General features: G+C 72.9%; 8 protein-coding genes. 1 reads left to right on the top strand and 7 read right to left on the bottom strand.

Annotated features, from left to right (window positions below; translation table 11 throughout):
- Positions 1-136: 136 nt before the first annotated feature.
- The 7 genes from ACGFT1_RS29055 to ACGFT1_RS29025 all read right to left on the bottom strand — a co-directional run bounded on the left by ACGFT1_RS29055 (position 137) and on the right by ACGFT1_RS29025 (position 10,810).
- Positions 137-655, bottom strand: a complete 519-nt coding sequence (locus tag ACGFT1_RS29055) for a DUF4240 domain-containing protein (protein ID WP_373912066.1) — start codon at positions 653-655, stop codon at positions 137-139.
- 56 nt (positions 656-711) lie between these two features.
- Positions 712-1,698, bottom strand: coding sequence for a helix-turn-helix transcriptional regulator (locus ACGFT1_RS29050; RefSeq protein ID WP_373911948.1), 987 nt, complete (start codon positions 1,696-1,698; stop codon positions 712-714).
- A 195-nt stretch (positions 1,699-1,893) separates the two neighbouring features.
- The gene (gene aceE / locus ACGFT1_RS29045; RefSeq protein WP_373911947.1) at positions 1,894-4,596 is read right to left on the bottom strand and encodes a pyruvate dehydrogenase (acetyl-transferring), homodimeric type; all 2,703 of its coding nucleotides are present in this window, start codon (positions 4,594-4,596) and stop codon (positions 1,894-1,896) included.
- 259 nt (positions 4,597-4,855) lie between these two features.
- On the bottom strand, positions 4,856-5,479 hold the full coding sequence (locus tag ACGFT1_RS29040; RefSeq protein WP_373911946.1) for a GntR family transcriptional regulator: 624 nt from the start codon (positions 5,477-5,479) through the stop codon (positions 4,856-4,858).
- Positions 5,480-5,661: 182 nt separating this feature from the next.
- Positions 5,662-7,491, bottom strand: a complete 1,830-nt coding sequence (gene sucB / locus ACGFT1_RS29035; protein ID WP_373911945.1) for a 2-oxoglutarate dehydrogenase, E2 component, dihydrolipoamide succinyltransferase — start codon at positions 7,489-7,491, stop codon at positions 5,662-5,664.
- Between the two features lie 60 nt (positions 7,492-7,551).
- Entirely contained in the window at positions 7,552-8,940 is a 1,389-nt protein-coding gene (lpdA, locus tag ACGFT1_RS29030) for a dihydrolipoyl dehydrogenase (protein ID WP_373911944.1), read from the bottom strand.
- 298 nt (positions 8,941-9,238) lie between these two features.
- Entirely contained in the window at positions 9,239-10,810 is a 1,572-nt protein-coding gene (locus tag ACGFT1_RS29025; protein ID WP_373911943.1) for a leucyl aminopeptidase, read from the bottom strand.
- Between the two features lie 339 nt (positions 10,811-11,149).
- Here ACGFT1_RS29025 and ACGFT1_RS29020 point away from each other — a divergent pair, with 339 nt between their 5' ends.
- Entirely contained in the window at positions 11,150-13,186 is a 2,037-nt protein-coding gene (locus tag ACGFT1_RS29020) for a hypothetical protein (RefSeq protein ID WP_373911942.1), read from the top strand.
- Positions 13,187-13,219 lie beyond the last annotated feature (33 nt).

The following is a 13,219-nucleotide window of genomic DNA, read 5'->3' as shown; positions in this document are numbered from 1 at the left end:
ACCGTCACCAGCGGCAGCCGCACCGGCCCGCGAGTCCACGCCTCGGGCCGTGCGGCACCGAGCCCGTGCGGCCCGACACGGCCCCGCCGCACCACGCCGCGTCGTCGGCCGTACCGCCGCACGCACCGCTGCCGGGTCAGTCCTTGAACCGCTCCCACAGCCGCGGGTACCGCTGCGCGAGCGCCCGCTCGTCCTCCAGGTCCACCGGCGTGCCCTCGGGTTCCGCGGGCGCCGGGGTGATGCCCAGATCGGGCGCGACGGTCCCGGTCAGCTGCTCGTACGCCTCGTCCGCCGCGTACCCCAGCTCCTCGCCGTCGCCGTCGATCTCCTCGTCGAACTCGCCCAGCAGCCCGGCCAGCGCGTCCGGATCGTGCAGGGCGCCCTCGAAGACCTCCCGGCCCTGGCCGATCAGCCAGCACCGGAAGAAGTCGAACGCGTCGTCGCTGCACCCGTCCAGCAGCACCCAGGCCGCGCCCCACAGGTCCCACCGGTAGGCGCGGTTGTAGCGGGCCTCGAAGTGGCGGGCGAAGTCCAGGACGAGATCGGGGTCCAGCCGGAGCAGCCGTTCCACGAGCAGGTCGGCCTGCTCCTCGGGGTCGCCCCCGGCGGCCTCGCGGGCGGCGTCGATCAGCTCCCAGAACTCCGTCTCGTCCATCACGCCACCAGCATCGGGCCTCGGCCGGTGGGCCGCACGTGGAGTACCGCGGATCGTTACCCGCCGTCCACCCGCCCGTACAGTTGTGCGAGCCGGGCCGCGTCGGCCGCGCACCGCTCCCGCAGGCTCGCCGGAGCCAGTACCTCCGCCTCCGGCCCGAGCGCCGTGAGCTGGGCGTGCGCGACCTCCTCCGACTCCACGGGCAGCGTCACCGTCACCCACCCCTCGGCGTCCGGGGCCCCCACGTCCTCCAGCGCGCGCCGCGCGGAGAGCGGGTCGACGGCGTGCGGCAGCCCGCGCAGGCCCCGCGGGGACAGCCGTACGACGACCTCGGCGCGCAGGATCGACAGCGCGAAGCGCTCCGCCTGGTCCGCCCAGTGGGTGGGCAGGTCGAAGTCCGGGTCGCGGGCGAACCGCTCACCGAGGGCGTCGACGGTGTCGAACCGGTCGACGCGGTACGTCCGCGGGGAGCCGCCGTCGGCCACCCGCGCGCACAGGTACCAGACGCCCGCCTTCAGCACGAGCCCGTACGGCTCCAGCCGCCGCTTCACGGCACTCTCCCCGCGCCGGTAGACCGCGTCGATCCGCCGGTCGTCCCACACCGCCTCCGCGATCACGGGCAGCCGGTCGGGCGTCACCGGCTCCCGGAACCAGGCCGGGGCGTCCAGGTGAAACCGCTGGGCGGCGCCGTCCGGGGCGTCCCGCAGCGAGGGCAGCAGCGCGGCCGCCACCTTCAGCCGGGCCGCCGAGGCGGTGTCCTCCAGCCCCATGTCCCGCAGCGCGCCCGGCACCCCGCTCAGGAACAACGCCTCCACCTCGCCGCGCGCCAGACCCGTCAGCCGCGTCCGGTACCCGCCGGCCAGCCGGTATCCACCGGCCCGCCCGCGGTCGGCGTACACCGGCACCCCGGCCTCCGACAGCGCCTGCGCGTCCCGCGCCACGGTCCGCTCCGACACCTCCAGCTCCCGCGCGAGTTCGGCGGCGGTCATGGCGGGCCGGGACTGGAGCAGGAGAACCATTCTGATGAGCCGGGCCGCACGCATGGACTCATGATGCCGGAGCCGACCGACAGCGGGGACGGCCACGGTCCGCCGCCGGCCGGTCACCGCCGCGCGGGCCGGGCGCCGTCACGGCGGAGGACGAAAGCGGCGGAGGACGAACGCGGCGGAGGACGAAAGCGCGGCGGACCGGGGACGCGACAGGCGTCCCCGGTCCGCCGCGACGGCGGTGCCCGGTCTCTACAGACCGTACTTCTCGCGGGCCTCCTTGACGGCCGTGGCCTTCACCTCGCCGCGGCGGGCGAGCTGGGCCAGGGCCGCGACGACGATCGACGGGGCGTCGATGCCGAAGTGGCGGCGGGCGGCCTCGCGGGTGTCCGACAGACCGAAGCCGTCGGCGCCCAAGGACGAGTAGTCCTGCTCGACCCACTGCGCGATCTGGTCGGGAACCTGGCGCATGTAGTCGGACACGGCCAGCACCGGCCCCTCGGCGCCCTGGAGCGCCTGGCGGACGAACGGCACCCGCTCCTCGCCGCGCAGCAGCGCCGCGTCGGCCTCCAGCGCGTCCCGGCGCAGCTCGGTCCAGGAGGTCGCCGACCACACGTCGGCGGCGACGCCCCAGTCCTCGGCGAGCATCCGCTGCGCCCGCAGGGCCCAGTGGATCGCCGTACCGGAGCCGAGCAGCTGGAGGCGCGGGGCGTCGGCGGGCACGGCCACGCCCGCGGACTCGGCGGTGTTGAAGCGGTACAGGCCCTTGACGATGCCCTCGTCGATGCCCAGGCCCTGCGGCTTGGCGGGCTGCGGCAGCGGCTCGTTGTAGACCGTCAGGTAGTAGAAGACGTTCTGGTCCTCCTCCGGCCTCGCCTCGCCGTACATCCGGCGCAGACCCTCGCGGACGATCACCGCGATCTCGTAGGCGAACGCGGGGTCGTAGCTCAGGGCGGCCGGGTTGGTGGCGGCGATGACCGGGGAGTGCCCGTCGGCGTGCTGGAGGCCCTCACCCGTCAGGGTGGTGCGGCCGGCCGTCGCGCCGACGAGGAAGCCGCGGCCGAGCTGGTCGCCGAGCTGCCACATCTGGTCGGCGGTGCGCTGCCAGCCGAACATCGAGTAGAAGATGTAGAACGGGATCATCGCCTCGCCGTGCGTCGCGTACGCGGTCGACGCGGCGATGAAGTCGGCCATGGAACCGGCCTCGGTGATCCCCTCGTTGAGGATCTGGCCGTTCTCGGCCTCCTTGTAGTACATCAGCTGGTCGCGGTCGACCGGCTCGTACGTCTGGCCCTTGGGGGAGTAGATGCCCAGGGACGGGAACAGCGACTCCATGCCGAAGGTGCGCGCCTCGTCGGGGACGATCGGCACCCAGCGCCGGCCCGTCTCCTTGTCGCGGACCAGGTCCTTGACCAGGCGGACGAAGGCCATGGTGGTGGCCACGTTCTGGGAGCCGGAGCCCTTGTCGAAGGAGGCGAAGGCCTTCTCGGCGGGGGCGGGCAGCGGGGCCACCGCGTGGGTGCGGCGGGCGGGGGCCGGGCCGCCGAGGGCCGCCCGGCGCTCCTGGAGGTAGCGGACCTCGGGGGAGTCGGCGCCCGGGTGGCCGTAGGGGACCACGCCGTCGACGAAGTCGCTGTCCTTGATGGGCAGCTCCAGCAGGTCGCGCATCGCCTTGAACTCGTCCACCGAGAGCTTCTTCATCTGGTGGTTGGCGTTCTTCGACGCGAAGCCCTCGCCGAGGGTGTGGCCCTTGACCGTCTGGGCCAGGATCACGGTCGGCGCGCCCTTGTGCTCGACGGCGGCCTTGTACGCGGCGTACACCTTGCGGGACTCGTGACCGCCGCGCGAGAGGTGGAAGCACTCGAGGATCTTGTCGTCGCTGAGCAGCTTCGCCATCTCCGCCAGCGCCGGGTCGGCGCCGAAGAAGTCCTGCCGGATGTAGGCGGCGTCGCGGGTCTGGTACGTCTGGACCTGCGCGTCCGGTACCTGGCGCAGCCGGCGTACCAGTGCGCCCGTGGTGTCCAGCTGGAACAGCTCGTCCCAGGCGGAGCCCCACAGCGTCTTGACGACGTTCCAGCCGGCGCCGCGGAACTGGGCCTCCAGCTCCTGCACGATCTTGAAGTTGGCGCGGACCGGGCCGTCGAGGCGCTGGAGGTTGCAGTTGATGACGAAGGTGAGGTTGTCCAGTTCCTCACGGGCGGCGAGCGCGAGGGCCGCCGTCGACTCCGGCTCGTCCATCTCGCCGTCGCCGAGGAACGCCCATACGTGCGAGGCGGAGACGTCCTTGATGCGCCGGTTGGTCAGGTAGCGGTTGAAGCGCGCCTGGTAGATCGCCGAGAGCGGGCCGAGGCCCATCGACACCGTCGGGAACTCCCACAGCCAGGGCAGCCGGCGCGGGTGCGGGTACGACGGCAGGCCGCTGCCGCCGGCCTCCTGGCGGAAGTTGTCCAGGTGGTGCTCGTCCAGGCGGCCGTCGAGGAAGGCGCGGGCGTAGATGCCGGGGGAGGCGTGGCCCTGGATGTACAGCTGGTCGCCGGAGCCGTCGCCCTCCTTGCCCTTGAAGAAGTGGTTGAAGCCGGTCTCGTACAGCCAGGCCGCGGAGGCGAAGGTGGCGATGTGGCCGCCGACGCCGTGCTTCGCGCCGCGGGTCACCATGGCGGCCGCGTTCCAGCGGTTCCAGGCGGTGATCCGGGCTTCCATCTCCGGGTCGCCGGGCACGGAGGGCTCGGCGGCGGTCGGGATGGTGTTGACGTAGTCGGTCTCGAGAAGCTTCGGCAGCGCGATGCCACCCGCCTCGGCGCGCTCCAGCGTGCGGCGCATCAGGTACGCGGCGCGGTGCGGTCCGGCCTCCCGGGCGACGGCGTCCAGGGAGGCCTGCCATTCGGCGGTCTCCTCCGGGTCGCGGTCCGGGAGCTGGTCGAGCGCGCTCGGCTGGATGGCCTGGGGGTCGGTCATGTCGCCGCCTTCCTCGGTCGAAGGGGGTTCCCTCATCGGTAAGGGTTCGGGGTTGCCCTTGGTCTTTGGCAGGACAGGGCAGCGGACTCCGGTAGAAGTCCGTCGGCGACTGTAACTCCCTGATCGATGATCGATCAAAGGGTTGAGTGCGAAAACCTCTTGATTTGAAGAAAGTCGGCACGCGGTGCCTCCGGTACTGGCACCCGGTGACGCGTTCCGGAGGAGTTTTCGCAGGTGAGCGGCGGAATGCTCGGGTGCGTCAGGCGCGCGGGGCGCAGCCCAGGACGTGCGCCTTCACCAGCTCCGCGATCCGCGGATCCCGGCGCTTGAACGCCTGCACCAGCTCCTCGTGCTCCTCCGCGTACGACTGCTGGACCGTGCCCAGCCAGCGGATGGACAGCGCCGTGAAGACCTCGATGCCCAGGCCCTCCCACGTGTGCAGCAGCACGGAGTTCCGCGCCGCGCGCACCAGCTCACGGTGGAAGCCGACCGTGTGGCGCACCTGCGCCGTGCCGTCGCCCTCGCGGTCGGCCTCGTACAGGGCCAGCACGTGCGGCTCCAGCGCCGAGCAGTCCTCCGCGAGCCGCTCCACGGCCAGCTCCGCGGCGATGGCTTCCAGGCCCGCCCGGACCGGATAGCTCTCCTCCAGGTCGGCCGCGCTCAGATTGCGGACGCGTACGCCCTTGTTCGGGGCCGACTCGATCAGGCGCAGGGACTCCAGCTCGCGCAGGGCCTCGCGGACCGGGGTCTGGCTGACCTCCAGCTCGGTGGCGATCCGGCGCTCCACGATGCGCTCACCCGGCTGCCAGCGCCCGCTGACGATTCCCTCCACGATGTGCTCGCGGATCTGTTCGCGCAGCGAGTGGACGACGGGCGCGGTCATGAGGGCTCCTTCGGGAGGGCTGACGTGTAGACAATACGGCGGGTCCGCTCCGTAGGCAGGGCGCGCGGGGGTGCTTTGGCGCAGGTGAGACGAGGCGCACACGGTGTGTGCGCCCCCCAACGCCGGTGCCCCCGCCCGGACCTTCCCGGGCGGGGGCACCAGCGTGTGGCGGCCGGTCGGCGCTACAGGCCCAGCTCGACCTCGAACTCGCCCGCCTCCAGGATCGCCTTGACCGCCGTCAGGTAGCGGGCCGCGTCGGCACCGTCCACCAGCCGGTGGTCGTAGGAGAGGGTCAGGTAGGTCATGTCGCGAACGCCGATGACCGTGCCCTCCTCGGTCTCGATGACGGCCGGACGCTTGACCGTGGCACCGATGCCGAGGATCGCGACCTGGTTCGGCGGCACGATGATCGTGTCGAACAGCGCGCCGCGCGAACCGGTGTTGGAGATGGTGAAGGTCGCGCCGGACAGCTCGTCCGGGGTGATCTTGTTGGCGCGGACCTTGCCCGCCAGCTCCGCCGTGGCCTTCGCGATGCCGGCGATGTTGAGGTCGCCCGCGTGCTTGATGACCGGGGTCATCAAGCCCTTCTCGGAGTCCACCGCGATACCGACGCTCTCGGTGTCGAAGTAGGTGATCGTGCCCTCGGCCTCGTTGATCCGGGCGTTGATGACCGGGTGGGCCTTCAGCGCCTGGGCCGCCGCCTTGACGAAGAACGGCATCGGGGAGAGCTTGACGCCCTCGCGCGCGGCGAAGGAGTCCTTGGCCAGGGCGCGCAGGCGCATCAGGCGGGTGACGTCGACCTCGACGACCGACGACAGCTGGGCCTGCTCGTGCAGCGCCTTGACCATGTTGTCGCCGATGACCTTGCGGATGCGGGGCATCTTGACGGTCTGGCCGCGCAGCGGGGATGCCTCCAGGGCGGGGGCCTTCTTCGCGGCGGGCGCGGCGGCGGCAGCGGCCGGAGCCGCGGCGGCCTTCGCGGCCTCGGCGGCGGCGATGACGTCCTGCTTGCGGATGCGGCCGCCGACGCCGGTGCCCTTGACGCCGGACAGGTCGACGTTGTTCTCCGCGGCGAGCTTGCGCACCAGCGGGGTCACGTACGCGCCCTCGTCGCTCGCCTGGGCGGCGGGCGCCGGTGCGGCCGGAGCGGCGGCCGGGGCGGGCGCGGGAGCCGGGGCGGACGGCACCGGGTCGGGGGCCGGGGCCGTGACCTGCTGCGGAGCCGGGGCCGTCGGCGCCTGCGGGGCGGCCGGGGCCGGAGCGGGAGCAGGAGCCGGGGCGGGCGCCGGGGCCGGGGCCGGGGCAGCGGCGGCGGGCTCCGCGGCCGGGGCGGCCGGAGCCGGGGCGGCGGCAGGAGCGGCGCCCGGCGCGCCGATGACGGCGAGCTTGGCGCCGACCTCGGCGGTCTCGTCCTCGTTCACCACGATCTCCAGCAGCACGCCGGAGGCGGGCGCCGGGATCTCGGTGTCGACCTTGTCCGTGGAGACCTCGAGCAGCGGCTCGTCGGCCTCGACGGAGTCGCCCACCGACTTCAGCCAGCGGGTGACGGTGCCCTCGGTGACGGACTCACCGAGCGCGGGCAGGACCACGTCCGTGCCCTCGGCGGACGAACCACCGGCGGCGGCCTCGGCCGTCGGGGCCGGGGCGGGGGCGGCCTGCTCCGTGGAGGGAGCGGCCTGGGCGGCCGGGACGGCCGCCTCGGTCTGCGCCGGCTCGGGCTCGGCGGCCGGCTCGGGCTCGGCGGCGGGTGCCGGGGCGGCGGCGGGCGCGCCCGTGCCGTCGTCGATCACGGCCAGCTCGGCGCCGACCTCGACGGTCTCGTCCTCGGCGACCTTGATGGAGGCCAGCACGCCGGCGGCGGGCGAGGGGATCTCGGTGTCGACCTTGTCCGTCGACACCTCGAGCAGCGGCTCGTCGGCCTCGACGCGCTCTCCCTCGGCCTTCAGCCAGCGGGTGACAGTGCCCTCGGTGACGCTCTCACCGAGCGCCGGAAGGGTTACGGAAACCGCCATGGTTTCGGTTGCTCCTAACGAATTGCGGAAGTCTGTGTCGTCGCGCCCGTGACCGAAGGCTCAGTCGTGGGAGTGCAGCGGCTTGCCGGCCAGCGCCAGGTGGGCCTCGCCCATCGCCTCGTTCTGCGTCGGGTGGGCGTGGATGAGCTGGGCGACCTCGGCCGGCAGCGCCTCCCAGTTGTAGATCAGCTGGGCCTCGCCCACCTGCTCGCCCATGCGGTCGCCGACCATGTGGACGCCGACCACGGCACCGTCCTTCACCTGGACGAGCTTGATCTCGCCCGAGGTGTTCAGGATCTTGCTCTTGCCGTTGCCCGCCAGGTTGTACTTCAGAGCGACGACCTTGTCCGCGCCGTAGATCTCCTTGGCCTTGGCCTCGGTGATGCCCACGGAGGCGACCTCCGGGTGGCAGTACGTCACCCGCGGCACGCCGTCGTAGTCGATCGGGACGGTCTTGAGGCCGGCCAGACGCTCCGCCACCAGGATGCCCTCGGCGAAGCCGACATGCGCGAGCTGGAGCGTCGGGACCAGGTCACCGACGGCGGAGATGGTCGGGACGTTGGTCCGCATGTACTCGTCGACGAGGACGTAACCGCGGTCCATGGCGACCCCGGCCTCCTCGTAGCCCAGGTTCTGGGAGACCGGGCCGCGGCCGACGGCGACGAGGAGGACCTCGGCCTCGAACTCCTTGCCGTCCGCCAGGGTGACCTTGACGCCGTCCTGGGTGTACTCGGACTTCTCGAAGAAGGTGCCCAGGTTGAACTTGATGCCGCGCTTGCGGAACGCGCGCTCCAGCAGCTTCGAGGAGTTCTCGTCCTCGACCGGGACGAGGTGCTTCAGGCCCTCGATGACGGTGACGTCCGCGCCGAAGGACTTCCACGCCGAGGCGAACTCGACGCCGATGACGCCGCCGCCCAGGATGATCGCGGACTTCGGCACGCGGTCCAGGACGAGGGCGTGGTCGGAGGAGATGACCCGGTCGCCGTCGATCTCCAGGCCCGGCAGCGACTTCGGCACGGAGCCGGTCGCCAGCAGGACGTGGCGGCCCTGGACCCGCTGACCGTTGACGTCGACGGAGGTGGGGGAGGACAGCCGGCCCTCGCCCTCGATGTACGTCACCTTGCGGGACGCGATCAGACCCTGGAGCCCCTTGTACAGGCCGGCGACGACACCGTCCTTGTACTTGTGGACGGCCGGGACGTCGATGCCCTCGAAGGTGGCCTTGACACCGAACTGCTCGCTCTCGCGGGCCTGGTCGGCGATCTCGCCCGCGTGCAGCAGGGCCTTGGTGGGGATGCAGCCCCGGTGCAGGCAGGTGCCGCCGACCTTGTCCTTCTCGATCAGAGCGACGTCCAGGCCCAGCTGCGCCCCGCGCAGGGCCGCGGCGTAACCACCGCTGCCACCGCCGAGGATCACTAGGTCGAAAACGGTGCTGGCGTCGTTCGCCACGTCACGTCCTCCATGCATGTGTGCCGCGCGCCGGGCACCCTGTCCCTTCGGGAGGTGACCGGCCGGTCGGCTGGTGTGCGGCCGCTTGATGCTTCGGCCCTTCGGTGGGGGCCCTGTCCTGCCGGGCTCCATCTTTGCACTTGTTCGAGGCGGACGAGACGCCGGGCCGTGGTGTGACGCACCCCACGTCCCCCGGGAGGCGCGGGGCACACGGAAGGGGCGCGGGGAACCGTGCGAACGGCTCCCCGCGCCCCGCGGGCCCGCGCCCGGCGGATCGCGCCGGGCGGTCAGGCGGGCATCAGCCGAGGTCGCCCGCGGCCGTCAGCTCCGCCAGCCGCACCAGCGTCCGCACGGCCGTGCCCGTGCCGCCCTTGGGGGTGTAACCGAACGGGCCGCCCTCGTTGAACGCGGGGCCGGCGATGTCCAGGTGCGCCCAGGCGATGTCCTCGCCCACGAACTCGCGCAGGAACAGGCCGGCGACCAGCCCGCCGCCCCAGCGCTCGCCCATGTTCGCGATGTCGGCCACGGGCGAGTCCATGCCCTTGCGCAGGTGCTCCGGCAGCGGCATCGGCCAGGCCGGCTCGCCGACCTCCTCGGCCGCCTCGTACACGGCGGAGCGGAACGCCTCGTCGTTGGCCATGACGCCGAAGGTCCGGCTGCCCAGCGCCAGCATCATCGCGCCGGTCAGGGTGGCGACGTCCACGATCGCGTCCGGGTTCTCCTGCGAGGCCGCCCACAGCGCGTCGGCGAGGACGAGGCGGCCCTCGGCGTCGGTGTTGAGGACCTCGACGGTCTTGCCGCTGTACATGCGCAGCACGTCACCCGGACGGACGGCGGAACCCGAGGGCATGTTCTCGGCCAGCGCCAGCCAGCCGGTGACGTTGACGGCGAGGCCCAGGCGGGCGGCGGCGACGACCGCGGCGAACACCGCGGCCGCACCCGCCATGTCGCACTTCATCGTCTCGTTGTGCCCGGCCGGCTTCAGCGAGATGCCGCCGGAGTCGTAGGTGATGCCCTTGCCGACGAAGGCCAGGTGCTTGTCCGCATCGGGGTGCGTGTACGACAGCTTCACCAGGCGCGGGGGCGCCTCCGAGCCGCCGCCGACGCCGAGGATGCCGCCGTAGCCGCCCTTGAGCAGCGCCTTCTCGTCGAGCACCTGCACCTTGAGGCCGTGCTCCTTGGCCGCGGTCTGCGCGATGCCGGCGAAGTCGGCGGGGGTGAGGTCGTTCGGCGGCGTGTTGACCAGGTCGCGGGCGCGGTTCAGCTCCTCGCAGATCGCGACCGCGCGGGCGAGCGCGCCCTTGTGGGCGGCGTCGCGCGGCTTGCCGCCGAGCAGCGTGGCCTCGGCCAGCGGCGCCTTGCCGTTCTTGGCCTTCGGGTCCTCGGCGCCGGCCTTGTAGGTGTCGAAGGAGTACGCGCCGAGCAGCACGCCCTCGCCGATCGCCTCGACGGCGCCGGGGCCGTCGACGGGCAGTGCGAACGCGGCCTTCCGCGCCCCGGCGAGCGCCCGGGCGGCCACGCCGGCCCCCCTGCGCAGCGCCTCGGCGTCGTAACCGGCCTCGGCGTCCTCGGCGTCCTCGGCGTCCTCGGCGTCCTCGGCGTCCTCGGTCCCGGGCTCGGCGCCCAGGCCCACCGCCACCACGAGCGGGGCCCGGAAGCCGGCCGGGGAGGGCAGCTTGGTCAGCTCGCCCTCGGCACCCGAGGCGCCGAGGGTCTCCAGGAGGCCGGCCAGCTTGCCGTCGTACGCCTCGTTCAAGGCCTCGGCGCCCGGCGCGAGGACGGGCCCCTGGGCGCCCTTGGCGACACCGATCACGATCGCGTCGGCCCGCAGGCCGGGCGCCGCGGCGGTGCTGAGAGTCAGAGCAGTCACGGTGGTGAGATCTCGCTTCCGATGTGAAGTTGCTGTGGCCGATATGGGGTGGGTCGACCGGGCCCGGGAGCCGACCCTAGGTCCAGGCCTGGAGGCGGGTGGCACCGGGGCCTTCACCCTGTCGGCGAACACCCGGGACGAGACTACGCGCGTACCCCCGTTCGCTCATTCCTTCGGGCGTTCACCCGCGCGTGGCGTCATGGCCACTTCCCGCCCCGCGCACACGTGACCTGAGCCACACTCGGCGGGTTCCGGCGGGGTGACGACCCACGGTTCGCAAGATTGCCACCGATCCGCCACGGGCTCACCGCGGCGGGTCCCCTGGGGGAGGAACCTGTCATGGCCCACCGCGCGCACCGCTGGAGAGCGGCCGGCGTCACCGTCACGGCCGCGGGACTGTTCACGCTGGGGCTCGCCGCACCCGGCGCCTCGGCCGCGGCCGTGCCACGCGTCGACCTGCGGGTGCTGGTCGTCGACGACGGCGCGGGCCCGGCCGGCGCGATCGCCGCCCAGCTGCGGAGCGAGGGCGTCCCGTACACCCTGCTCGACCTCGGCGACTCCGGGCGCCCCACGATCACCGGCGCCTTCCTGAGCGACACCGCCGGCGGCCGGCCCCGGGCCAGGTTCCAGGGTGTCGTCCTGCCGGACGAGGCCCCGTTCGGCGCGGACTCCGCCGAGCGGACGGCCCTGGAGGCGTACGAGAGGACCTACGGCATCCCGCAGGTCGACGCCTACACCTGGGCCCACCCCGGGGTCGGGCTCGACTACGCCGACCACGACGGGTACATCGGCCCGCTGGACGGCCGCGAGGCCGCCGTCACCCCGGCCGGCCGGACGGGCCCCTTCGGCTATCTGCGGGGCTCCTTCTCCTTCGAGGACAACACGCCCTCGGCGGATGAGAGTTACGGCTTCGTCGCCCAGCCCCGCACCGGCTTCACCAGCTACGTCGACACCACCGTGCCCGGCGGTTCCGGCACCGGCACCCTGCTCGGCGAGTACGCGCACGACGGCCGTCGCGAGCTGGTCGTCACCTTCGCCTACAACCAGTACCAGCAGCAGTTCCGGGTACTGGCCCGCGGCATGGTCGAGTGGCTCACCCAGGGCGTGCACCTCGGACAGGCCCACGACTACTTCGCCGTCCACGTCGACGACGTCCTCGCGCCCGACGCCCGCTGGGACACCGGGCGCAACTGCACGCCCGGCGACATCGACTGCGCGGGCGGCGGCGAGGACACCGGGACACCGATCCGCATGACCGCGGCCGACGCCCGGTACGCGGCCCAGTGGGAGAAGAGCCACGGCTTCACCCTCGACCTGGCGTTCAACGCGGGCGCCGGCGAGCAGTGGAGGAGCGGGAACGGCGGCAAGGACCCGCTCGCCGACCAGCTGCTGGAGGACAAGGCCGCCTACCGCTGGGTGAACCACACCTACACCCACCTCTTCCTCGGCTGCGTCCAGGACACCTCGGCCGTGCCGTGGAGCTGCGCGAAGAACGCCGACGGCACGACCAGGTGGGTGAGCCGCTCGGACATCTCCGGCGAGATCTCCGCCAACGCCGACTGGGCGCTCTCGCACGGCCTGCCCGTCGACCGCGGCGAGCTGGTCACCGGTGAGCACTCCGGTCTCAAGACCCTGCCGCAGCAGCCGCAGGACAACCCGAACCTCGGGCCGGCGCTCGCCGCCGACGGGGTGAAGTGGACCGCCTCCGACAACTCCCGCGAGTCCGCCCAGCGCGCCGTGGGCGGCAGCGCGCTCACCGTGCCCCGCTACCCGATGAACGTGTACTACAACGCCGGCACCAAGGCCGAGACGGCCGACGAGTACAACTGGATCTACACCGCCAAGGCCGACGGCGGCAGCGGCGTGTGCACGGACGACCCGGCCTCCACCTGCCTGTCCGAGCCGCTGGACACCGCCACCGGGTTCACCGACCGCATCGTGCCGGCCGAGGCGCACACCGACCTCGGGCACGTCCTGAGCAACGACCCCCGCCCGCACTACGCCCACCAGTCCAACCTGGCCGAGGACCGCGTCCTCTACCCGGTGCTGGACCGGGTCCTCGCCGACCACCAGGCGCTGTTCGCCGGCAACACCCCCGTCGTGAACCTCCGCCAGAGCGCGATCGGCGCCGAACTCCGGAACCGGGCCAGGTGGCGGACCGCGCTCGACTCCGGCAAGGTCACCGCCTACCGCGTCGGGAACACCGTGACGGTCACCGCCCCCTCGGGGACGAGGATCCCGGTCACGGCACCGGAGGGAACCGAGCAGCGGTTCCTGCTCACTTCCGCCGCCTTCGGCACGCCGTACGCGGGCACGCGCTCGGCGTGGGGGGCACCGGGCGCCCTCCAGGCGGCGCTCACACTGAAACTGCCGTAGGGAAGGACGCGAAGCGGCGCGGTAGCACCGGGT

It is taken from the genome of Streptomyces sp. Y20, assembly GCF_043195475.1.
Classification (GTDB): Bacteria; Actinomycetota; Actinomycetes; order Streptomycetales; family Streptomycetaceae; genus Streptomyces.
Note: the sequence above shows the minus strand (reverse complement) of the source record. Positions and strands in the feature narration are given on the sequence as shown.